This window comes from Streptomyces sp. NPDC002623 (genome assembly GCF_053592635.1).
This window is the reverse complement of sequence record NZ_JBSFWB010000017.1, coordinates 139,337-160,611: the sequence shown is the minus strand read 5'-3', so window position 1 is coordinate 160,611 and position 21,275 is coordinate 139,337. Positions and strand designations below refer to the sequence as shown.

The following is a 21,275-nucleotide window of genomic DNA, read 5'->3' as shown; positions in this document are numbered from 1 at the left end:
TCCGGGAAGCGTCACCGGTGCGCGGCATCACGACAGACTCCTTCGCCTCTCGGCCGCCGCGTACTGCAAACCCCGCAGATGACCCTGAGTCAACTGCTCACGGTCGAAACGCCGCTCGTTGAAGCCGAGCATCGTCAGCAGGCCCTTCGCGCTGACCGGCCGCGCCGAGGCGCCACGTGCCACACGCAGCGGCATCCGCCCCGGCTCCGCCCACTGCAGCATGCCCGCTGGATCGACGTAGGCCCGGGACTTGTTGGCGTTGTCCTGATGCAGGCAGTACGGCACATCCAGATGACCTCGGCCAAAGGCCCGCACCAACGCCTCGCCGACCGTCGGCGCCATCTCCAGCGTGCTGTCCACCAGCAGCCGCGCCTCCTCGTAGATCCCCGAGTCGGTCGCCATGACCTCCGGCGGACGCTCCGCCTCGTCCCGGGCGATGGACGCCGCGAACTCCAGCGCGTCGACGTTCTCGGTGATCGTCGGGATGCGGTGCGCCTCCGCCGGCGTCTTCACGATCAGCCGCTCGCTGCCCGTGCGCACGGCAAGCCGCACACTCTCCTCGAGAATCCGGTACGAACCCACCGACGTACGGGGGAAGACCCCCATGAAGGTGTAGAGCACGACATGCCAGTCGGCCTGCGCCAGCCGTTCGCCGGCCAGCCGCCGCAGCGCCGCGATCGCCTCCATGTCCTGCCCCGGATGGGTCTGCTGCGCATAACTCAACGAGATGTCGCTCAGTCCGTGCTCCCGGAAGAACAACGCCTCCAGCACACTGAGAGCCACCAGCAGACTGGGCGGGCACAACTGCCCCAGCATGCAACCGCCGAAGCTCTCCAGATGCATCGGATCGGGCTGCGCCGCGATCAGCTCGCAGCACTGTGCCCAGGCCTTGACCGCCGCACTGATCGGCGCCCGGCTGTAAGGCAGGCAGTACGACACCGGCCCGCCCTCGGTGGCATCCACGCCGGCCTCGACCATCGCCCGGAACAGCGGGTACGGCAACGCCGAACCATGGCGCACCTGCACCGGGAAGTCCGGCCCCGACACCGAACCCAGCAGTTGCCGGGTGGCATCCGGACCATGGGCGACCAACGGGAACCCGTTCAGCTCGGCCCCCGTACGCAGGGCCTGCCGGGCGGAGTCATGGTCGTTGACACGTGTGTAGCTGTCCAGGGTGATCGTGCCGATCGCCGTGGCTTCGGCGCCTCTCACGCCCAGCAGCCCTTCACGCATGGTGGCCAGATCCGCGAACCCCATCCGAGGCTGCACCACCAGCCGGCCCCGGGCATGCGCCCCTCGGACGTGCCGCGAGAAACGTCCGCTGGGAGCAATCTGGGGCGCATACCGCTCGGGAATCCTCGCGAGACTGCTCATGCGGCTGCCCTCGCCGACTCCAGCGCGGGACGCTCGGCACTGTCGAGCGAGCCCAGGAACTCCTGGAAGGCCTCGATCCCGCCGTCCGCCTCGAACACCGCGTCGAACCCGCTGAGCGCCAGCTCCTCGGCGAACACGATGTTCTCCGCTCCCCGCACCCCGAGCTTCCCGCCGATCACCACATGCAGGTCCATCAGGTCCGGCTCACTGCGGATACGGCGGATGAGCCGGAGGCCGTCGAGGTGGCCGTGTCCGTTGACCGTGCTGATGATGAGCGCGTCCGGCCGCGACCTTCGGCACTCTTCGATGATGAGGTCGTCGGGCACACAAGCGCCGAGATTGGTGACCTGGGCGCCCTGCTCCTCCAGCATCAGCTGGAGGAAAACCAGATTCCACATGTGGGCGTCGGACGACACGCTCGACACGACAAACCGCTTAGCCGGGAGCATGACCTGTGACATAGGAACCTCTCCTTGCCGATTACTGGGACTGCAAAACATTCTTCATGCCGTCCGACCTGGAAGTCCACAAATCCCATTCGGCTTTGCAGATGGCCTTTATCGACTCCATCGATCGATAAAGCCAATACATTCATGTGCAGCATGCGGGCCGCTCATGGAATCCAGACGGTTCCCCGTTCTGCGGATGCCGTTCAGGACTCCTGGTACTCCCGGCTCAGGAAATCGACGACCTGCTCCACGAACACGCGCCGCTCCCGCGACAGCTGCGCCCCCTTGCGCCAGGCCAGCTGCGTGAACAGCTCGAAGGGCGGCTCCCACGCGAGCGGCACCAGCGTCCCGGCCGACAGCTCCTGGCCGACCGCCATCCGCGGCAGCAGACTGATCCCGAGGCCGGCGCCGACACCACGCTTGATGGCCTCGATGTTGCCGAACTCCAGAAAAGGCACCGGCTCGCCCGTGCCGTCGTTGAGCTCCGCCTCCAGCAGCTCCCGGTAGGCGCACCCCGCCTCCGGGGCCAGCACCGACTCCTGCCGCAGATCGTCGGTCTCCACCTTCGATGCCCCGGCGAGCCGATGCCCCGGCGATGCCACCACGACGAACCGCTCCACGCCGAGAACCTCGCTGTGCACCCCGGAGTGCTGCGTCTCGGCCTCCATCAGGAAGCCGGCGTCGAACAGCCCTTGGCGCAGCGAGTGCAGCGTCTCCGCGCACAGACTCGGTCGCAGCGCGATCTGCAGCCGGGGGTAGCGGTGGTGGAAGAACTCCAGCACCGGCGGCATCCGGTAGGAGGTGATGCTCTCCATCGTGCCGATGGTCAGCACGCCCTCGGGCTGCGCGTCCGGAGACGCGGCCCCTCGCGCCTCGTCCGCCAGGGCCAGCATCTGCCCGGCGTAGGGCAGCAGCCGCGTCCCCGCCGGGGTCAGCTTCACCTTGCCCCCGAACCGCTCGAACAGCTCGCCCCCCAGGGACACTTCAAGACTCTGGATCTGCGCAGTCACCGAGGACTGCGCGTAGTTCAGCTCGGCCGCGGCCCGGGTGAAGCTTCCCAGCGCGGCCACACGGTGAAAGGTTCGGAGTTGCCGGATGTCCATTTTGGTCTCTCCCGGAGAGGCTCGACGGAGACGACCCGCAGTGGTCGACACCCCGAGCCTGCCGACCGCCCCCCTCCCGTGGAAGAACCCTCACCTGGCACACAGTGCCCACGACACCAATGTGCCGGACCCTCACGACCGGGTTGTGGGGAGGGCTCCTGGACGGCGGAGGCCTCGGTGGAGGCAGGTCCAGCGGGCAATACCGCTGCCACGCCCCCGTCGATCCCGTTTCGCCCATTCAAGATGAATACCCGCACTATCGGCAAGGTGAGCTCGCCCAGGCCTTCAATTGACAGACCCGTCACATATTTCGCACGTATCCGAATCAGGTGATATCTCGTTGGCTATATTGGGTGGCGCCGAGCCGCCGGTGGCTGCTCAGCAGTGGCACTCCTGGCATTCCCTTTCCATGGCGCTCCGGGCTTTCTCGGCGTTGCCGCTCAAGGGCGAGGACGGCTGTGGCGATCGATGTCATTCGATTGCGGTTATCGGGCCCGCGACGGCGGCCCGCCCGGCTCACCAGGACACGACCGGGTGCGATCCGGGTGACGGCTTCCCGGGCGACGACCGCTGACGCCGTCGCACGCGGGCGCGGCTTGCGCGAGCGGAGGGAGCGCGAGCGAGGGAACTGTCCCATCGTCCGAGTTGTGGACGCGCGCGAGATGGCGCTCCGACAGGCGTACGGCCACGCCGTGCGCCGGCCGGCGAGCCTCGCCGACCGCCGGGTTGCCGCTCGCGCCCCGAGCTGTCCCGGCGCGGCCGCGCCTTCCCCGGGTGGGCCGCCTCCGGTCCCTCGGCCGATCAGGTGTGGCCGACCCGGTCGAACGGCTGTGCTGGCACGCCTGCGCGTTCGCCGCGGGCATCGCCGAGATCGAGGGGGCGACCGTCCTCGACGACGTCGTCTTCACCCAGGTCCGCACCGAGTTCGGCGACGACGAACTCACGGACCGCGTCCTCGCCCGGTTGCTCGACGACGGCATGGCCTGGAGCAGCGGCTCCACCTGGCACGGCCGGCGTGTCATGCGCATCTCGGTGAGTAACTAGTCGGCGACCGACGACCGACGATCGACGACCGACGACGTGATGGGCACGCTCGACGCCGTCCGGCCCGCCGCTCGCGATCGCTGACGGCGTGAGGGCGTACGGCCGCCCGTCACGAGGGCCGAGTACTCCGGCGAGCCGCGGCCGCCGGGCCCCCGCGCCGCCCGGTCGCGGCCGGCGCGGCCGGCTGGCCCTGGCCGTGCTGCTCGTACGGGGCTCTGTAACGGTGTCCCGGCGTCAACGGGCTCAGCGGCGCGCGCGGAAGCAGGTTGCGGCGCCGGCGGCGAACGTGGCCAGGGGCACCAGGAGGACGCCGAGGCGGGAGCGGGCGCTCATCGATCCACTCCGTTCAGGTAGGTGAATGTGTGCTCTCCTCGTCCATGGCCGGGTGCCCCAGCTCGCGCTGCGCCGCGTGCAGGTTCCGCGGCCGTACTGCCTGCGGGCTGCCGTACAGCTCCAGGCGCGTGTGCAGCTCACCCGTGAAGTCGGGGACGTCGATCTGGTCGAACTCCCTGACCTCGTCGATGCCGACGGTGGCGGAGTACGGCGCCAGGGCGTCGATCCTGACCAGGCCCGCCCGGGCGTTGGTGACCCGGATGTTCCAGTGCGTGAAGCGCGCGCCGAACAGGGGACCGGCACTCGCGTCACCGCCGTGGCGGCCGTTGTTGTTCACGGTGATGTCGGTGCGGACGTTGGCGAAGGGCAGGCCGCGGTGGCTGTCGAAGGTGCCCATCCGCATGTCGCCGCGGGACCAGACGTTGTACGAGGACAGTCCCTCGACGTTGATGCCGTGCAGTTGGGTGTTCGAGGGCGCGGGGCCGGTGCGCTCCTCGATGGTGAAGTCCTCGATGAGGTTGTCGTGCGACCCTTCGCGGCAGAAGTAGGGGTGGTGGGAGCCGCGGCCCGTGACACGTGTACGCCGCAGGGTGCACGCGGAGGCGGACACCAGGCCGAAGCCGTTGTCGACGTGGCGGACCGTCACGTCGTCCACCCAGCAGTCGTACGCGCACTGGAGGACGACCCCGTTGTGGCCCTTGTCGAGCAGGTGCGGCTGCTGCGGGGTCTGCACCGCCTCCAGCGTCAGGCCCTCCACTCCCGAGCCCGTCAACTCCGGGACGTGTGTGGTGAGTTGCGGGTGCCACTCCGGGCGCAGGTCGAGCGGGAGCGGGCGTTCGAGAGTGACCTTCCGGCCACGGATCCGGGCGATGCGGACGGGCCATTCGTAGGGGACGTACGACGTCAGCTTCGTCTTGTCGTCCCAGGAATAGGCCTCCGGTCCCGGGCCGTCGCCGCACATGTGCTCGAGGAGCGTGTGCTCCGCGTCGTCGGCGAGGCGCAGGAGGACCAGGGCGCCGGGGCGCAGCGACGACGCGTCCGTCACGGTGATGGTCCATGAGCCGCGTCGCGCCGGAGCGACCCGGGTGAGCGGACGCCACTCGTCGCGCCTGTTGCCCGTCCAGCCCTCGAAGGGCCAGTCCTTTGCCCTGATCGCGGCGGTGAGTGAGGTCCAGCGGGCCTTGGGGGCCAGCCAGATCAGGCCGCCGGCCCACGACCAGCCCGACTTGTCGCCGCCGTAGCGGGAGCCGTACGCCCCGATCAGCTCGGTGAGGTTCTTCGTCGCGTACAGCGTGGTGCGGCCGCTGCCGGCGCCCTTGAGGATCACGTTCGAGCAGTCGACGCGGATCACGTCGTCGATCCGGAACGTGCCCGGCGGGATGGTGACCGTGCCACCGCCGGCCCTGGCGGCAGCGGCGATGGCACGGTTGATCGCGGGGGCGGAGTCGGTCGTGCCGTCCTCCCTCACTCCGCCGAAGTCGCGTACGTCGGCGACGGAGGGGCGGCGCGGGAGACGGACCGCCCCGCCGCGGCAGCCGGCTCGGCCGATGTAAGGGATCTGCGGGTGGGTGAAGGGTGTGCGCCTGAACTCCCGCCAGAGCGCAGGGGTCCCGCCCGACGCGGAATTCGGGTCGGCCGCCGTGGCGGTACCGGCGCCGGCCGCCACGGCGATGGCGCTTCCCAGCAAGGCGCGTCTGGTCATATTTTTTCTAGTCATGCCCATGACATTTCGGCTGCCCGTGACAGCCGTGTGCGCGTCTCTCATGCCCGTTCGCCCTTCCCATACTTTTCATGGATGTGAACGACGTTCATATGTGCGTTGAGCGGTGAGCATGCCATGACGCCGTTGAGTACGAAAGGGGTCACGCAGCGTTTATTGACGTGGACGGGGCTGCTCCATCGCCCCAGATACCGGTGGCCGGGGCTACGCTGCGGACTCCCGGGGGTTGGCCCCCGTAGGGTGCGCGGGTCATCGCGACGGAGGGGCGGTTCGGTGGACGTGACACCCGGCGCGGAGACGCGGGAACAGTTGGCGGACGCGGCGCGGGCCGCGCTGGGCGGCGGCCGGCGGCTGGAGGCGGTCGAGCGGATCGCGGGCGGCACCAAGAAGGGCGTGTACCGCCTGGTCATGGACGACGCGACGACGGTGATCGCCTACCTCTGGGACGCCGCCGAGAACTACTGGCCGGCGGCCGAGGGCGACGACGACCTCACCGACCCCTTCTCGCCCGGTCTCGGCCTCGACCTGTTCGAGGCCGCGCATGCGCGGCTGCACGCGCTCGGCGTGCATGTCCCGGCGATCCGTCTCGTCGACCGCGACGGTGCCCACTGCCCGGCCGATCTCGCGATCGTCGAGGATCTCCCGGGCGAGACCCTGGAGCAACTTCTCGCGCGCGACCCCCGCGCGGCCGCGCCGGTCATGGCCAGGCTCGGGGAGGCGCTCGACGCGATGCGGCGGCACCGGGCGCCCACGTACGGCAAGGTGGCCGTCGTCGACGGGGGAGGCGCATCGCGCGGGACGTCGTGCGAGGGCGTCGTCCTGGACCGTGCGCTGTGCGACCTCGCCGAGGCGGCGTCGCGTGACCCACGGATCGCCGGAGCCCGCGACCGGCTGGAGGAGCGACTGTCGAGTCTCGCGGCGGCGGTGCGCCCTCGCGCGCAGTACGCGGTCGTGCACGGCGAACTGGGCCCCGACCATGTACGGGTGGACGCGGACGGGAACCCCGTGGTGATCGACATCGAGGGCTCGATGTACTTCGACGTCGAGTGGGAGCACGTCTTTCTGCGCATCCGCCTGCACGACGCCTACCGGCCGCTGGAGACGGATGGCCTGGACGAAGCCCGCCTCGCGCTCTACATGCTGGCCCAGCGGCTCTCGCTGACGGCGGGTCCGCTGCGGCTGCTCGACGGGGACTTCCCCGACCGGGCGTTCATGACGGGCATCGCCGAACACAACCTGAAGCAGGCGCTGCGACTGGTCCACGACTGAACCCGCCGTGGATCGCCGCCGCCCGTCTCTTTCGGTCATGTACACGTTCACCTATCGACGTGTTCATGACTGTCACGCGCGGCCGGTCCAGACTGCATGTGCACGACTCGCCCGGCAACCGCCACAGAAGGAGCGCCTGTGCCGAACGACAGCCGAGTCACGCGTCGCCTGAGTCTGAAGACCGCCCTCGCCGCCGCGGTGGCGCTGCCCGTGCCCCGTACCGCAACGCCCGCCACCACCGCCACCGCCGAACCCGCTGCCGCGGTGGCGGCGGAACTCACCGGCCCCCGTCTCGACGTCATGTCCTTCAACCTGCGGTTCGCGAGCACCCTCCTGCCCAACAGCTGGGCCGTGCGCAGGCCGGTGATGCGCGAACTGCTGCGGCAGCAGGCGCCCCATGTCATCGGCACCCAGGAAGGCCTCCACCAGCAGCTCCTCGACATCGCGACCGACCTCGGAGCGAACTACCGCTGGATCGGCACCGGACGCGCGGGCGGCACCCGCGACGAGTTCATGGCCGTCTTCTACGACACCCGCCGGCTCGCACCGGTCGAGTACGCCCACTTCTGGCTCTCCGACACGCCGGAGAAAGTCGGCTCGAACACCTGGGGCGGCGGCTCCATCCGCATGGTCACCTGGGTCCGGTTTCGCGATCTGCAGGACGGCGACCGGCAGTTCTACGTTCTCAACACCCACCTCGACAACGTCAGCCAGTACGCGCGCGAGCGGTCCGCTTCCCTGATCGCCCAGCGCATCGCCGGGTTCGACCAGTCCCTCCCCGTGGTCGTCACCGGCGACTTCAACGTCGCGGCCCACAAGAACAAGGTCTACGACACGATGCTCGGAGCCGGACTGGTCGACACCTGGGACGCGGCGGCCGAGCGCAGCGCCCTGTACGCGACCTTCCACGGCTATCTGCCGCTGACGCCCGGCGGCGACCGGATCGACTGGATCCTGGCCACGCCGGAGGTCACGGTGCACCACGCCTCGATCAACACCTTCGCCCTGAACGGGCAGTTCCCCAGCGACCATCTGCCCGTACAGGCCGCGCTGACCTTGGGCTGACATCGCCGCGGCTGCCTTGCCCGGCGGCCACGGAGTCCCTTCCCTTCAGGGAGGGGAGCCCTTCATACGACGATGCACGTCATGGCCGCCCACAGCAGAGGTGAGTGCTCGATCCGGCCGTCGGCGCGCCAGCGGTCGAGCTGCTCGCGCTGCCAGCGGCCGAGCCGGTGCACCGGGTCGAGGTCCTCGTGGGCGGTGTCGACGGCGACGATCGCCTCCGACAGCGGGCGCACCGACTCGGGCAGACCGGCCAGCCGGTGGAACGCGAAGCTGGTCGGCAGGACCCAGCGGGTGGCGGTGACCAGTTCGGCGCCGTTGTGGATCATCGCCGTGGCCAGGCCGAACGACTCGGCGAACCGCAGATCGCCACCGCTCTCACAGCCGATCAGGGCGACCCGCGGCGGTGCGGGCCAGATCCGCGCCCCCAGCTCCCCGTCGGCCCGCAGGGGCAGCGTGCCCAGCAGGAGATCCTTGGCCGACAGCGGCCGATGCGTGCGGACCGCCTCCACCAGGCCGACGGTCTGCGGGCCGCAGGACAGATGCAGAGTGCCGTCCTCGCTCTGGCCGCCCTCGACCGGGGCGCCGCTCACGTGCCCGACGTACATCAGTCTGCGTGCCCCCTTGCGGAGCACGCCGCTCAGCCAGTCCCGGTCCAGGTCGGTGCGGCGGAACGCCTCCGCCGGGTCGGCGAGGGACGGCTCGACGGCGCCCGCGTCGAGACGACTGCGGACCAGCGACAGCAGTTCCGGATCCGAGCCGGGCGGCCCCAGGACCGAGCCGAGCGGGGAGTCGGCGCGGAATCCGGGCACCCGGGGGTCGAGGACGAGCACGACCGGGCCGGCGTCCGGACGTCCAGCCGGACGTCCAGCCGGACGTTCAGCCGGACCTTCGACCGTACTTTCGGGATGAGTGCGCCGCGGTGTCTGCTGCCGTCGCAGCGAGGTCGGCGCGGTGGTCACCACGTCCGCCAGATCGATGAGCCGGGTGTCGGCGTCGTCGACGGCCAGCAGTTCCCAGGGGACTTGAGCGACCCGGGGCGACGGCTGGATGCGGACCAGCGGGCGGCCCGCGCGCTCCGACACCTGGCGGATCTGCGCCGTCAGCCCCTCCGGCCACAGCGCCTCGGCCAGCGTCCGCGCGAGCTGTCGCTCGGTGCGGTGATCGGCCAGCGCGCCCGACTCGAACGCCCGCCGCAGGCCGGCCGTCCCCTCGCCCGAACCGGGGAGCGCCTCGGCCAACTCGCGTACCGCACGGTCGACTTCGGCAGCAGGGCCGTGTCCGGTGCCGAACCCCTGGGCGCCACCGGCCCAGGTCCAGGTCATGAACAGGTCCCCCGCGTCGGCCAGCCGGATCTGGACCACGGGACGGGCGGTCAGCTCGTCGGTGATCCAGAACGGCACCTCCTCCTCGTCCACGATCCGTCGGCGATAGCGGAACTCGGCAGCCGCGATGAACTCCTGGAGCGCGACGCGGCCGGACTCCGCCGACATGCGCACCTTCGGAGGCGGCGCGACCCGCAGCCCCGCGGACGCGGCGGCCTCGGCGGCCACACCCCCGAGGGCCATCGGCCCGTCGTCGCCGTACGCCTTCATGCCCGCGTCCGGGAAGACCGACGGCCCGTCGTGCCCGTCGGGGGAGCCCGACCCGGGACCCAGTGCCAGCGCGGCGCCCGCGCACCGGTGTTCCACCAGCTCGAAGAGGAGCCCCTGGTCCTGGCGGCGCACGGCGAGCCGGAAGACCAAGTGCATGGCTCTGTCCGCCAGTTGCAGCCACTGGGTGCGGGCGTGGGCGGTGACGAAGTCGTGCCGCGCCGCGGCCAGCGCCAGGGCGGCGGGCAGGGCGAGGGACAGCGCGGTGTCGATGGACCGCGTCTCGTGCCCGCCGTGGTCCGTCCGGTTCAGGTTGTCCTCGAGGGTGCCCGCGAGCATGAGGTCGACCTGGGCGCACCGCTCGTGGATCTCCCGTGCCTGGTAGACGTCACGGGCCTCCTGGGCCAGCCGCTTCATCTCCTCGATGTCGCCCCGCTCGTACGCGTGTTGGGCGCCCAGCAGCATGGTGTCGGCGGCGGCGACAGAGGCGCCGAGCCGCTGGAACCGGTCCAGGCTCGCCGCCATGAGATCGCTCGCGCCGGCGGCGTCCCCGCGCAGGCCCGCGAGATGGCTGCGGGCCTGTTCGCAGACCGCCAGATCACCGAACCGCCGCTGTTCCTCGAAGAACGCGGACGCCTGCGCGAACAACCGCTCCGCCAGGTCGAGTTCACCTCGTTCCATCGCGAGCGACGCCCGGTGCGCGAGCAGTGTCTGCCGCTCGCCGGTGTCTCCCGACGCCCGGAAACCGTCGTCCGCGCGGGCGAGGTAGTCCTCGGCCAGGTCGAACCGCCCGGTCGTGGCACAGATCGTGCCGAGCGCGGTCAGCAGGCGCGGGACGGTCTCCGCGGCGGTGGCCGGAGTGGTGGACAGCAGGAGCGCGGCCTGTTCCTCCGCCCTTCCCCACTCGCCCCGGTTCATCAGCAGGAGGACCCGGTTCAGGCCGAGTTCGGCGGCCCGCAGCCCGTCGGGGTCCTCGAACTCGGGGAACAGGGCCGCCGCTTCGTCCAGGCAGGCCAACGACTCGTCCAGACGCCCCGTCCTGCTCATCACGTCGGACCTGGCGATGAGTGTCTTCAGTACGGTTTCCAGCCACAGTTGACGGCCCCGCGGGCCCATCTGCGCCGACGCGATGCCGTCGAGCAGGACCCGGGACCGCTCGACCGCGTCCTCCGCCCCGGGCAGGTCCGAGGCGGTGAGGAGGACGACGGCGAGGTCGCACAGCACGTGTGCGCGCAGGAACCGCACGTCGGGCGAGTCCTCGATGGACTCGGCCAGGGCGAGCATCTCGCCGTAGACGGCGCACGCGGCCCCGAAGTCGGCCGCCATGTGATGCTCGTGGGCCTGGGCGAAGCCGCTGTCGAACGGCTCGCCGTACAGCTGCGCCGCCGCTTGCACCTCTGACTCGTTCTCGTCCGGCATCCGTCAGTAGTCCTCACTGGTGGCGGTGGCGGCGAGGGTTTCGGCGAGGAAGGGCGCCGAGATCGTGTCGTACGCGTCGTCGGATGTCGGGGGCTGTGCCGCGTCGGCCAGTCGGCGCCGGGCCAGGGCGCGGACCGCGTCACGGTCGGCACGGCCCCCGAGGCCGGCGCCCGGGTCGAAACCGGGCAGCAGGACTCCGACTTCGACCTGCGGCGCTGCCCCTGCGGCCGGCAGAACGAGCTGCGGGTTCAGGTCGCGATCCGCCCGGCCGGTCCACACGTCGTCCCGTCTGGCGAGAGGCACCCGGCTCGGCGGGCCGCCGTTCACCCGGACCTCCGCGACGAGCGGCGCACCCGCGACGGGAGCCGCGATGTGCGCGACGACCTCGACCTCGATCCGGCGGCGCGCACCGAGCGCGCGAGCGGTCCAGGACACCGAGTCCTCGGCGGCGTCGACGAACCCCGGCGGGTAGCGGCGCCAGTCGTTCGTCCCCGAGCCCCGGGCGATGACCCGGCCGCCGGACACGGGTGCGTCGCCCGCCGCGAGGGCGTAGCCGTCCCGCCGGGCGAACAGCGTGCCCGTGTCGACCGGCATACCGGCGGGGCCCAGCTCCAGGGCCGAGCGCAGTTCGCGCAGGGCCGGCCCGTCCAGCCCGGCGGCGTCCGCCGCGTCGTCGATCAGCCGCAGGACGTTCTCCAAGTGGCGTGCCGTGTCAGCCGGTTGTGCTGCGGAGCGCCACCACTGGATCAGCGGGCCGAGCCCGGCCCGGTGCTCCTCGATGAGTTCGGGCACGCAGTCGTCGGGCAGGTCGCCGAAGTCGTCGAACAGCTGCTGGCACCGGTGGGTGAGCGCCGCCGACTCCAGGCCGAGCACATCCGGTTCGAGCACCGGAATGCCGTCGGTGTACGACGCCGGCCACCATCGGGCCGCCCAGTGCGCGAACCCGAGCCGTGCGGCGGCGTTCGCGAGAGCGCCGAGGTCCGCCGGCACCGGGCTCACCTCGCCTCCCTCTGTCGCGCACGCGTGCACCGCGGCAGCGGTGGGCTCGCCGTAGACCGCCCACAGCCACTGCTGCGCCCGCCCCACGTCATGGACCTCCGCCACCGGCGGCCCCGGCTCCCCGAGGACGGACCAGACCAGCACGGCACCCGCGACGTCGAGAACCGAGCGCGCGAAGTCGGGGCCCACGGCGTCCACCTCGTCGTGGGCGAGGACCGGGCTGTTGGCGGCGACCCGGATCGTGCCGTCCGCGCCCCGTGCGACGTGGATGCGTGTCCCGTCCCCGGCCATCACGCGCTCCTCGGCTCGGCCGTGTCCACGGCGGTCGTCGCCGCCAGGGTGCGCAGCGCCGACCGGACCCTGGCGCGGTGGTCCATCATCACCGAGCGGGCGACCCCGTCGAGCACCGCCCAGAGCGAGGCGAGGTCCCCCAGAGGCGCATCGCGCACGTCGCGCCCGTGCAGCCGCACCCACAGCCGCCGCATATAGGCGGCCCACGGGGTGCGCAGGTCCTGGGCGAGGGCGTCCAGCACGCCGCCGCTGTCGCCGTCGCTGCCGCCGTCCGGGTCGGGGCGGGGAGAAACGGTCATCCTGCGGGCGCGCAGGACCGATGCCTCGCGTCGCCAGCGGCTGTTGACGGCCCGGTGCGCCGCGGTGCGCCCCGGCACGGGTTCCCGGGTGCCCAGCGGGTCGAGGCCGACCGCGAGCCGCCCGCCGAGGACGACGGCGACGCGCAGGCTCTCGTCGTGCAGGCCGAGCGGAGCGCAACTGCGGCCGACCTCCCGCTGGACGAGATCCGGCACCGTCGGCAGCTCCTCGCGCCGGGACGACGATTGCAGCACGACGAAGAGCCGCTCGAAGAGCGTGCGGTCGAGCGGCGCGGGAAGCGTGGCGGTGGAGGCGGCGCGCCCGACCTCAGGACGCGGCGGCGCCTGGCGCGCGGTCAGCCCCAGATGCGCCGGCGGCCCCTCGGCGCCCCAGACCTCGCCCGCCTGCGTCCACAGCGCCCGGCCGAACAGCTCTCCGTGCCCCGCCTCGACCATGGCCGTGTACTCGGTCGAGTTCCCTGCGGGCCCCACCGCACCGCACGCTTCGAGCACCTCGCCCGCCAGCGCGACCGCCACACCGACGTCGGCGGCGACCGGACGCCGGCCCGCCCACGCGACGGCCAGCTCCCCGTCGAGCCGGGCCCGCCGCGCGGCGTCCGCCAGATGGCTCTTCAGCGCCTCGACGGTACGTCCGCCGCCCGCGTCCGCCACGTCCTCCACCACGTCCCTCGCCACGACGTCCGCGCCGGCGGAAGGCGCCCCGTGCTCGGTGGCCAGCTCGAAACACCGCTGGAAGTACAGATCCTGGGGGTGACCCGCCACGATCCGCAGAGTCCGGCGGGTCTTCTTGAGCAGCGTGAACCACTGAGCCGTCGCCCGAAGACGCGCACCGGACTCCCGGACCAGCGCGTCGAGGCGCGCGGCCTGCGCGGGTTCGAGGAAATCCGCCGCGAGTTCGGGACACAGCGACGGCCTGACGATCAACGGCAGCACGATCAGTTTGACCGTCCGGGTCAACGGCGCCCCGCCGGGCCCGCTCAGCGACTCCAGCCCCGGCCCGAGGCCACGCCAGGCACGGTCGATGACCAGGGCGCGAGATCGGCATGCGTCGGTCGGCTGGCTCGGCGGCGGCATGCGGCGAGCGTACGTCGTCGGGGAACGGGCGGGCGAACCTGGGATCGGTAGGGCGTTCGGGCCGCCTAGCGTCCACACCGTGCACCGCACATGACATCACCACAAGGAGAAGCGGTCATGGGAATCTTCAGCAAGCGTGGCAAGAACCGCGAGGAGCGGGCCGCCGAGATCGCCGACAAGGTGGCGAGCGGCAAGGGGTTCTACGGCCGGACCACCCGCGCCTTCCTCGGGCAGCAGGACTTCGCCAAGGTCCAGCAGACGATCGGCGCGTACAAGTCCGGCCAGGACGTCCAGCAGTTGCTCGCCATGGGTGCGCCGACCGTACCCGCCGCCGTCCTGGCGATCGGCGACACCGGACGGCTGGTCAACCACGACCCGGTCGTCGACCTGGTCCTCCAACTGTCCGGGACCACCGACCCGATCACCCTCCAGACCGTCGTCTCCAAACTGCGCATCCCGCGCACCGGCGACCAGGTCCTGCTGATCGCCGACCCCGCGCGGCCGGGCGGCTACCTCTACGCCGGGGACGGCGTCACCCCGTGACCTCGCCGGTCTTCCACGAAGCGGCGGCGAGCGACTTCGTCCTGCTCTCCTTCGACGGCCGGGTGCTGGAGGTGTTCGGCTACGTCGACGACGCCCGCTATCACCTCTGGGAGCGGCCTCGGCTCGAGTTCCGCCCCGGCCGAAGCCGCAGAGCCTCGATCGTCACCAGGCACGGCAGACGCCACACCGTCCCGTACGACGCACACCTGCTCCCCGGCCTGCAAGCCCTGGCGGCCCGGCTGGCGGAGAGCGTGTCCGCGCCCCCGGAACCCTGACATGGCGGACGACGGGGACGGGCCCCGGTGGACGCAGGTGTCGCGGGTCGGCCCGGGGGGTGCCGCCTCCGCGTACGGCAGCGCGGCGGTGATGTGCCTGTGCGGCCCGGTCATGCTCGGCTCGGCCCTCCTCGGCGCCGCGGGCCTCATGGTCATGGGCATCGTCTTCACGGTGGTCTGTCTTCCCCTGGGCCTGGCGCTCTGGGGCATCACCAGCGTCGAGCGGGCACAGACCCGACGGCTCGACACCGTCGGGATGCCCGCCACCGCGGAGATCACCGAGCTGAGCTGCTGGGACGACGGAGACGAGGTCGGCTTCACCGTGGGCCTGCGGGTCAGCGGGCCGGGAATCGCGACCTTCGAGACGCACTGGAGGCGTTCGTACCACGCCGCCCTGCGCGTGGGCCTGCTCCTGACGGCCGTCGTGGACCCGCCCAGCGGCTGCTTCCGTGTGGAGATCCGATGAGGGGTCACGAGGTGCTGGAGTTCTGGTGGGCGATACCCGCCGGGCCGGCGCTGCTCGGCTACGCGCGCTCGCTTGCCGGGGTGACCCGGGCCCAGCGAGCGGTATGGGTGAAGGCGCGGATCGTGGAAGTGGAGCAGCCGGCCCACGGAGACTCCAGGAAGCCCGGGATACCGGTGACGCTCACGTTCCAGGACCCGGGCACGGGCCAGGAGTTCGCCCTGTCGAACGCCGGCAGGCACGGCGACGCGATCGAGGAGGCCTGGGTGGGCCGGGAGGTCGAGGTGCGCTATCCGCCCGGGCAGCCGCTCCGGTTCGCCGTCGTGCTGGGCGGCGCGGAGGAGCAGACCGGGCGCGAGGGGCCCGACTGTGCGGTCATGCTGCTCCTCCTCGGGCTGGTGATCGACGCGAGCGTCCGCTGGGGCTGGCCATGGGCGCTGCTCGGCTTCGGCACGCTGCTCACGGCTGCCGCGGTGCGGAGCCCCGACATCCGCCTGGTGCGCGCCCGCAACGCCCTGCTGGCCTCGGCCGTGGCCGTCCCGGCCCGGGTGGTGGCCGTCACCCGGGATGTCCACACCGACAACGAGTCCGGCGACGACATCGTCGTCCACGCCCCGGTCATCGCCTTCACCACCCACGAGGGCGTCCACGTCACCGTCCTGTCCCGCGGGGGCATCCCCGATCCGGGCCGCTCCCTCCACCGCGCCCTCACCATCCACTACGCCCCTGCCGACCCGGCCGTCTACACCCCCGACCCCGCGGCCGACCGCCGCTCGGGAGCGATGAACATCGCCTTCATCGTCGCCCTCCTACTGGCCGGGACAGCGGGGGCAGTGGCCGGCGCGCTCATGTTGTGACACCTCGGAAGGCGACCGGACGGGGACAAGGAACGGAAGAGGCGCGGAAGAGGCGCGGAAGAGGAGCAATGCGCAGCCATATCGGAGTGTTCGTCGAGAATCTCGTGTTCACGGCGCTCTGCCTGTCGACGGGCCCGGTCTTCCTCGTCCTCGGAGGCGCGGCCTGGCACGACGGCGCGAGCTGGGGCTGGGCCGTGTCCGCATGCGGTGCGGCCGTCACCGTCCTGATCCCTGTCCTGGCTCTCCGCTCGACGCGCGCCGAGTTCCCCCGGATCACGGGCGGGGACCGCGTGCGGGCCGGGAGCGGTTCGTACGGGGACGACACCTTCGTGATGTGGGCGCCACGGTCCGAACCGGGCCCGGTGGGCGCGCGGTTGGTGCGGGCGGACGTCCTGGAGGCGTCGTCGGTGCGGTACGACCCGGACGGGGAGGCGACGTTCACGACGTACGTGGGCGACTGCGCGCCCGCCGAGTTCACGCCGCTGATCAGGCTGAGACTGCGGGTGCACGCCACGGAGGAGGCGGAAGCGGAAGGGACTGCGGGGCTCTCCGGGTTCGAGATCACGGACGAGTGGCGGGTCCCGGCCCTGTGCCTGTCGGCGATCACGGCCGGCCGACTGGCCGTCCTCACCGACGGCCTTGGCGAGGCAACCGTCCTCTGGCCGCGCAGCGCCCTGCTCGCGGGCACGAGAACCTGCCGGTTGATCGACCTCGACGGTCGGCTGATCGACGTGACGCGACGCACCGGGCATCTGCTGGAACAGATGCGGCTCTCACTGGCGGTCGGCGGCGTCGAGATGGCGGGGGACACGATCGACCTCCGACGTCTGGACGCGGACACGGCAGCACGGTTCCGTACCCTGGCCGACCGGGCCCGCGCCTTCCCCGAGAGCCGGGCGCCGGTGACCGAGCCGGGCGAGGAGGCCCGTCTGCTGACGGCTCGACTCCCGGGCGACGAGGGAGGGTTCGGCTCCGTGGGCCGACGGTGGTCGCGGCGCGGTGGGCATCTGGTGCGTGCCCGGTTCCTGGAGATGCGCGGCACGACCACCTTCCAGTACCACGGTCCGGTGCTGGACACGGTGCTGAGCGTCCAACCGGTGGACGGCACACCCTCGTTCGACGCCGCCCGGCGACTGACGGTGCCGATGAACTATCTGGCGGTCCTGCACCACACCAGGGAGGCGGTCCTCCGCGTCAGCCCGAACGGCAGGTCCTTCGTGGTCGACTGGAACCGCACCAACCTCCTCGCGGGCGTCGGCACGGCCAAGGTCATCGCCCCCGACGGCCGGGAGATCCCGCTGCCGCGCCGCTCCGACGCCCTCTGGCCCCTGATGAACCTGTTGGCATCCCACGCCGTCTCGAACCCGACCCCCGTCCTGGACCTCCGTAAGCACCGGATGCGTGCGGTGGCGGGGGCGGTCATGGAAGTGGTGCGCGACAGGGGCCTGACACCGAGCGATCACAGCGCATAGCGTCGGCCCATGAACGACGAGATCATGACGACGGTCGGCCACCAGTTGTACTCGTTCGACGGTCGGATACTGGAGATCTTCGGCAACTACCCCAAACGCTTCCACATCCGGCACATGCAACTGCGCATCACCGGCCCCGACCGGAAGGGGCGGCGGCAGGTGGAGATCTCGGCCCCGGGGACGGTCACCACCTGGAACTACACGGCCGCGGAGTGGGAGCAGGCGCCCGGCCTGGTCGCGCTGCTGGAAGCGGTACAGGCGGCCATCGACTCCGGGCCGGGGCACGCGCCGGGGTGACGGCTACTCGGGCAGCGGCCGGTCCTGGACGACGTTCTTCATGACGAGGGTGGAGGTCAGGCGCTGGACGCCCGGCAGCTGGGCCAGCTGTTGGTCGTAGAGCTGCTGGTAGGCGGCCAGGTCGGTGGTGGCGACGCGCAGCAGGTAGTCGGGGTCGCCGAAGAGGCGCTGGGCCTGGGTGACGTGCGGGATGGCGGAGACGCCCTCTTCGAACGCGGTGACGGTGTCGCGGTCCTCCCAGCGCAGGGTGACGAAGACGAGAGCCTCGAAGTTCAGACCGACGGCGGCCGGGTCGACGACGGCGCGGTAGCCGCGGATCGCGCCCTCGCGTTCGAGGTCGCGCAGTCGGCGATGGCAGGGCGAGACGCTCAGCCGCACCCGGGCGGCCAGCTCGGTGACTGTCAGGCGGCCGTCCAACTGCAGCTCGGTAAGAATCTTCCGGTCCAGGGCATCCATGAGAAAGATTCTCCCTCAAAAGGCGCGATCATGAAGCAAAGGAGGAAACATTTTCGGACGAATCCCGCCTAATCTTCCCTCTCAGGCAAGGCACGTGAGAGGGATCGGGACGATCGATGGACACAACGACGGTGGCGGCATTCCTGGCAGTGGATCTGCTGCTGGTGTTCACTCCGGGCGCGGACTGGGCCTATGCGATCTCGGCCGGGCTGCGGGACCGGTCGGTCGTCCCTGCGGTCGCCGGGCTGATAGCCGGGTACGCGGGATACACGCTGCTCGCCGTCGCCGGCCTGGTGGTGCTCGTCGCGAGCTCGGCGACCGTCCTCACCGCGCTCACCGTCGCCGGGGCCGCGTATCTGATGTGGCTGGGCTGGGGAGTGCTGTCGCGGCCGGCGGTCCTGGGCGCGGCCACGGAGGCCCTGGCCGCCTCGCGCGGGCAGATCATGCTCAAGGGCGCCGGGATCAGCGGTCTGAACCCCAAGGCGCTGCTGCTGTACTTCTCCCTGTTCCCGCAGTTCATCGACTCCGCGAGCGGCTGGCCGGTCGCCGCCCAGACGGGTCTGCTCGGCGCGCTCCACATGACCGCCTGCGCCGTCGTCTATCTCGCGGTCGGCGTGCTCGCCCGCACCGTGCTGAAGACCCGGCCTTCGGTGGCCCGGGCGGTCACCCGCGCCTCCGGTGCCATGATGATCGTCATCGGCGGGTTCCTGCTGGTGGAACGCCTGGCCGGCTGACGCATCCGCCCCCGTCCCTCCGTCCCTCCCGCCCCGCCGCTCACAGACGAGACGAAGAGGAGTGCACGTGGAAGGTCAGCCGCAGCCGGAACCGGCGAGCCCCGAGACCCAGGCACGGATCCGGGCCAGCTTCGACCGGCAGGGTCTGATGAGCCACCTCGGTGCACGGATCACGCACATCGCGCCGGGCCGCGTGCACATCGTGCTCCCCAGCCGCCCCGAAGTCACCCAGCAGCACGGCTACTTCCACGCCGGCGCCACCAGCGCCATCGCCGACACCGCCGGCGGCTACGCGGCCTTCACCCTCTTCCCCGAGAACACCGAGGTGCTCACCGTCGAGTACAAGATCAACCTTCTCGCGCCCGCCGTCGGCGACCACCTCGAGGCGGTCGGAACCGTCCTCAAGGCAGGACGCACGCTGACCGTGTGCCGGCTGGAGGTGTTCGGCGTCCAGGACGGCGAGGGCAGTCGCAAGCTGGTCGCCAACGGGCAGCAGACGCTGATCCGGGTGAACAGCCCCGATCAGTGAGCCGGAGCCGGAACCGGAGCGGAAACGGAGGCCGACGGAACGCTGCGTCGCCGTCGCCTTGGCCGCGTCGCCTTGGTCGCCATGCCCGACGTCCTTCAGCCCGCGGTGCGGAAGGCGGCTTCTCCCTTCCACAGGAGGGAGAAGAGTGCGCCCGGGTTCAGCCGTGCCTCGTCCTCGCCGTCGTCCTTGGCGAACACCTCGTCCACCAGGATGGTGCGCAGGTACTCCTGGACGCCGTCGCCGTACCCCTGCCCGTAGTCGTCGATGTCGAAGTGGTGCTCCGCTTCCACGTGGGCCTGTACATCGTGGTCGTCCGCGATGACCAGGCGTCCCCGGATGGTGCGTGCCTCGAGGGTGTGGTCGTTGTAGTAGCCGTAGACGATGTCCGCCTCGATGTCGCCGCCGACGTGCATATCGCCGTCGGTGTAGACCGCCCGGGCCGTCAGGTCGCCGCCGACGGCGATGCCCGAGCCCGGGCCCGAGTCCGCCAGGCAGCCCTCCACGGTCACCGAGCCGGTGACCACGAAGGAGCGCATCACCTGCAGGTTTCCCTCGACGACGAGGTCGCCGTGGTGGAAGAACGGGGCGCGCAGCTCCTGCTCGCCCACCAGGGTCCGGGCCGTGCCCGGGTCGCCGAGCACTCTCCGGCAGAGCTCCAGTGCCCACACGAAACCGTCGGGGCCGCAGTTGCGGCTCAGCTTGTCGATGAAGTGCTGGTAGCTGCCGTACGTCTCGTCCACGTGCCGTTGCAGGCTGGGATCGTCCTCGCCCTCGGCGCGCAGTTCCGCCGCGGCCCGTCGCACGGCAGGCATGTCGATGGGCAGGGGGCCGCCTTCGGCGCAGGGGTAGCGCACGTGTGCGGGTGCCCCGGCCGCTTCCAGCATGGGCACGATCTGCGACCGGGCGCGTCGTTGATGGTCGTTGTGCTGGTCCAGTTGCAGGGCCATGCCCAGCGGTGTCTGTCCGAGTTGGTTGACGGCGGCGGTGTCGGCGCCGCGCTGGAGCAGCAGTTCCACCAGCTGGGGCTGGGCCGAGCTCACCGTGGCGTGCAGGGGTGTGTTGCCGAGTCCGTCGGTGTCCGCCGTCGGCGCGCCGTGGTCGAGCAGGAAGGCGTAGACCGGGGCGGCGGTGGTGCTGTGGTGCGCGAACGAACCGCCCATGACGTCCCCGCAGGGCCCGTCGAGGCGGGCGCCGTGCTCGACCAGGAGTTCCAGTACCGCCACCGACCGGTCGACGGCGGCTTCCGGCGCGGTGCTGTTGAGCAGGACGGCCCGGGCGGCGGGCGTGACCCCGATCCGGTCGCGGGCGTGCACATCCGCCCCCGACTCCAGCAGCGCGCGCACCACTTCCAGCGACGGCAGCGGGTCCCTGTCCTGGTAAGGGGCCTGGACCGCCCGGTGCAACGGGGTGGCGCCCTGCTCGTCACGCGCCGACACATCGGCGCCTTCGGCCAGCAGGGCGCGGATCCTCGCAACCTGCCCGAGGGGCTCAGCGCCGTGCGCAGGGTCGACCGCGTCAAAGAGACCATCGTCTGTTCCCGACATGACACCGGACCATATCCCCCGCCCCCGCCGACCCCGGCTCGCGGAGGGGCGGCGCGGGT

At 71.4% G+C, this 21,275-nt stretch carries 20 protein-coding genes; 11 read left to right on the top strand and 9 right to left on the bottom strand.

Translation table 11 applies throughout. The annotated features are described in order from the left end of the window. Nucleotides 1–27: 27 nt before the first annotated feature. From ACWD4O_RS28935 to ACWD4O_RS28925, 3 genes are all read right to left on the bottom strand, one after another. Complete coding sequence (locus tag ACWD4O_RS28935) at nt 28–1,374, bottom strand: methylaspartate mutase (protein WP_451284234.1); 1,347 nt, start codon at nt 1,372–1,374, stop codon at nt 28–30. Further along, nucleotides 1,371–1,823 carry a cobalamin B12-binding domain-containing protein gene (locus ACWD4O_RS28930; RefSeq protein WP_451284337.1) on the bottom strand — a complete coding sequence of 151 codons (453 nt, stop codon included), beginning with the start codon at nt 1,821–1,823 and terminating at the stop codon, nt 1,371–1,373. Before ACWD4O_RS28930 ends, ACWD4O_RS28935 begins: the two co-directional genes overlap by 4 nt. A gap of 203 nt (nt 1,824–2,026) precedes the next feature. After that, nucleotides 2,027–2,926: a LysR family transcriptional regulator gene (locus tag ACWD4O_RS28925; RefSeq protein WP_451284233.1), complete on the bottom strand. Its 900-nt coding sequence runs from the start codon at nt 2,924–2,926 to the stop codon at nt 2,027–2,029. Between the two features lie 807 nt (nt 2,927–3,733). Between ACWD4O_RS28925 and ACWD4O_RS28920 the strand changes: the two genes are divergently transcribed. Next, nucleotides 3,734–3,970, top strand: a complete 237-nt coding sequence (locus ACWD4O_RS28920) for a hypothetical protein (RefSeq protein WP_451284231.1) — start codon at nt 3,734–3,736, stop codon at nt 3,968–3,970. A 346-nt stretch (nt 3,971–4,316) separates the two neighbouring features. Here ACWD4O_RS28920 and ACWD4O_RS28915 read toward each other — a convergent pair whose 3' ends face one another. Beyond that, entirely contained in the window at nt 4,317–6,026 is a 1,710-nt protein-coding gene (locus tag ACWD4O_RS28915; protein ID WP_451284229.1) for a glycosyl hydrolase family 28-related protein, read from the bottom strand. A gap of 390 nt (nt 6,027–6,416) precedes the next feature. Between ACWD4O_RS28915 and ACWD4O_RS28910 the strand changes: the two genes are divergently transcribed. Both ACWD4O_RS28910 and ACWD4O_RS28905 read left to right on the top strand, forming a co-directional pair. After that, on the top strand, nt 6,417–7,292 hold the full coding sequence (locus tag ACWD4O_RS28910) for a phosphotransferase family protein (RefSeq protein WP_451284335.1): 876 nt from the start codon (nt 6,417–6,419) through the stop codon (nt 7,290–7,292). A 138-nt stretch (nt 7,293–7,430) separates the two neighbouring features. Next, a complete protein-coding gene (locus ACWD4O_RS28905) occupies nt 7,431–8,357 on the top strand; it encodes an endonuclease/exonuclease/phosphatase family protein (RefSeq protein WP_451284227.1) in 927 nt (308 codons plus the stop codon). 62 nt (nt 8,358–8,419) lie between these two features. On the opposite strand, the gene ACWD4O_RS28900 is transcribed toward ACWD4O_RS28905, so the two are convergent. The 3 genes from ACWD4O_RS28900 to ACWD4O_RS28890 are packed head-to-tail and all read right to left on the bottom strand — an operon-like array spanning nt 8,420 to nt 14,046. Then, nucleotides 8,420–11,365 (bottom strand): hypothetical protein, encoded by a 2,946-nt coding sequence (locus ACWD4O_RS28900; RefSeq protein WP_451284226.1) that lies wholly within the window; start codon nt 11,363–11,365, stop codon nt 8,420–8,422. Between the two features lie 3 nt (nt 11,366–11,368). Then, nucleotides 11,369–12,655, bottom strand: a complete 1,287-nt coding sequence (locus ACWD4O_RS28895) for a hypothetical protein (RefSeq protein WP_451284224.1) — start codon at nt 12,653–12,655, stop codon at nt 11,369–11,371. Continuing rightward, nucleotides 12,655–14,046, bottom strand: coding sequence for a hypothetical protein (locus tag ACWD4O_RS28890; RefSeq protein WP_451284222.1), 1,392 nt, complete (start codon nt 14,044–14,046; stop codon nt 12,655–12,657). The genes ACWD4O_RS28895 and ACWD4O_RS28890 overlap by 1 nt, the downstream gene beginning before the upstream one ends. A gap of 117 nt (nt 14,047–14,163) precedes the next feature. On the opposite strand from ACWD4O_RS28890, the gene ACWD4O_RS28885 reads away from it, so the two are divergent. The 6 genes from ACWD4O_RS28885 to ACWD4O_RS28860 all read left to right on the top strand — a co-directional run bounded on the left by ACWD4O_RS28885 (nt 14,164) and on the right by ACWD4O_RS28860 (nt 17,953). Then, nucleotides 14,164–14,589, top strand: a complete 426-nt coding sequence (locus tag ACWD4O_RS28885; protein WP_451284220.1) for a hypothetical protein — start codon at nt 14,164–14,166, stop codon at nt 14,587–14,589. Further along, nucleotides 14,586–14,864 carry a hypothetical protein gene (locus tag ACWD4O_RS28880; RefSeq protein WP_451284218.1) on the top strand — a complete coding sequence of 93 codons (279 nt, stop codon included), beginning with the start codon at nt 14,586–14,588 and terminating at the stop codon, nt 14,862–14,864. The genes ACWD4O_RS28885 and ACWD4O_RS28880 overlap by 4 nt, the downstream gene beginning before the upstream one ends. A 1-nt stretch (nt 14,865) precedes the next feature. Continuing rightward, the gene (locus ACWD4O_RS28875) at nt 14,866–15,330 is read left to right on the top strand and encodes a hypothetical protein (protein ID WP_451284216.1); all 465 of its coding nucleotides are present in this window, start codon (nt 14,866–14,868) and stop codon (nt 15,328–15,330) included. After that, entirely contained in the window at nt 15,327–16,184 is an 858-nt protein-coding gene (locus ACWD4O_RS28870) for a DUF3592 domain-containing protein (protein WP_451284214.1), read from the top strand. The genes ACWD4O_RS28875 and ACWD4O_RS28870 overlap by 4 nt, the downstream gene beginning before the upstream one ends. 68 nt (nt 16,185–16,252) lie before the next feature. Then, a complete protein-coding gene (locus tag ACWD4O_RS28865; protein ID WP_451284213.1) occupies nt 16,253–17,656 on the top strand; it encodes a hypothetical protein in 1,404 nt (467 codons plus the stop codon). A gap of 9 nt (nt 17,657–17,665) precedes the next feature. Continuing rightward, a complete protein-coding gene (locus ACWD4O_RS28860) occupies nt 17,666–17,953 on the top strand; it encodes a hypothetical protein (protein WP_451284211.1) in 288 nt (95 codons plus the stop codon). 3 nt (nt 17,954–17,956) lie between these two features. Here the strand turns inward: ACWD4O_RS28860 and ACWD4O_RS28855 are convergent, their stop codons facing one another. Then, nucleotides 17,957–18,409, bottom strand: coding sequence for an Lrp/AsnC family transcriptional regulator (locus ACWD4O_RS28855; RefSeq protein ID WP_351911504.1), 453 nt, complete (start codon nt 18,407–18,409; stop codon nt 17,957–17,959). 116 nt (nt 18,410–18,525) lie between these two features. Between ACWD4O_RS28855 and ACWD4O_RS28850 the strand changes: the two genes are divergently transcribed. Then, nucleotides 18,526–19,143 (top strand): LysE family translocator, encoded by a 618-nt coding sequence (locus tag ACWD4O_RS28850; protein ID WP_451284209.1) that lies wholly within the window; start codon nt 18,526–18,528, stop codon nt 19,141–19,143. Between the two features lie 67 nt (nt 19,144–19,210). Beyond that, nucleotides 19,211–19,672: a PaaI family thioesterase gene (locus ACWD4O_RS28845; protein ID WP_451284207.1), complete on the top strand. Its 462-nt coding sequence runs from the start codon at nt 19,211–19,213 to the stop codon at nt 19,670–19,672. Nucleotides 19,673–19,767: 95 nt separating this feature from the next. On the opposite strand, the gene ACWD4O_RS28840 is transcribed toward ACWD4O_RS28845, so the two are convergent. After that, nucleotides 19,768–21,216 carry a hypothetical protein gene (locus ACWD4O_RS28840; protein ID WP_451284205.1) on the bottom strand — a complete coding sequence of 483 codons (1,449 nt, stop codon included), beginning with the start codon at nt 21,214–21,216 and terminating at the stop codon, nt 19,768–19,770. Nucleotides 21,217–21,275: the final 59 nt, after the last annotated feature.

Bases quoted from the DNA above. Each gene is read 5' to 3' on its own strand.
- ACWD4O_RS28855 (WP_351911504.1), bottom strand. From the start codon at position 18,409: ATGGATGCCCTGGACCGGAAGATTCTTACCGAGCTGCAGTTGGACGGC.
- ACWD4O_RS28930 (WP_451284337.1), bottom strand. From the start codon at position 1,823: ATGCTCCCGGCTAAGCGGTTTGTCGTGTCGAGCGTGTCGTCCGACGCC.
- ACWD4O_RS28865 (WP_451284213.1), top strand. From the start codon at position 16,253: ATGCGCAGCCATATCGGAGTGTTCGTCGAGAATCTCGTGTTCACGGCG.
- ACWD4O_RS28935 (WP_451284234.1), bottom strand. From the start codon at position 1,374: ATGAGCAGTCTCGCGAGGATTCCCGAGCGGTATGCGCCCCAGATTGCT.
- ACWD4O_RS28840 (WP_451284205.1), bottom strand. From the start codon at position 21,216: ATGTCGGGAACAGACGATGGTCTCTTTGACGCGGTCGACCCTGCGCAC.
- ACWD4O_RS28915 (WP_451284229.1), bottom strand. From the start codon at position 6,026: ATGGGCATGACTAGAAAAAATATGACCAGACGCGCCTTGCTGGGAAGC.
- ACWD4O_RS28890 (WP_451284222.1), bottom strand. From the start codon at position 14,046: ATGCCGCCGCCGAGCCAGCCGACCGACGCATGCCGATCTCGCGCCCTG.
- ACWD4O_RS28870 (WP_451284214.1), top strand. From the start codon at position 15,327: ATGAGGGGTCACGAGGTGCTGGAGTTCTGGTGGGCGATACCCGCCGGG.
- ACWD4O_RS28925 (WP_451284233.1), bottom strand. From the start codon at position 2,926: ATGGACATCCGGCAACTCCGAACCTTTCACCGTGTGGCCGCGCTGGGA.
- ACWD4O_RS28875 (WP_451284216.1), top strand. From the start codon at position 14,866: ATGGCGGACGACGGGGACGGGCCCCGGTGGACGCAGGTGTCGCGGGTC.
- ACWD4O_RS28895 (WP_451284224.1), bottom strand. From the start codon at position 12,655: ATGGCCGGGGACGGGACACGCATCCACGTCGCACGGGGCGCGGACGGC.
- ACWD4O_RS28900 (WP_451284226.1), bottom strand. From the start codon at position 11,365: ATGCCGGACGAGAACGAGTCAGAGGTGCAAGCGGCGGCGCAGCTGTAC.
- ACWD4O_RS28850 (WP_451284209.1), top strand. From the start codon at position 18,526: ATGGACACAACGACGGTGGCGGCATTCCTGGCAGTGGATCTGCTGCTG.
- ACWD4O_RS28885 (WP_451284220.1), top strand. From the start codon at position 14,164: ATGGGAATCTTCAGCAAGCGTGGCAAGAACCGCGAGGAGCGGGCCGCC.
- ACWD4O_RS28860 (WP_451284211.1), top strand. From the start codon at position 17,666: ATGAACGACGAGATCATGACGACGGTCGGCCACCAGTTGTACTCGTTC.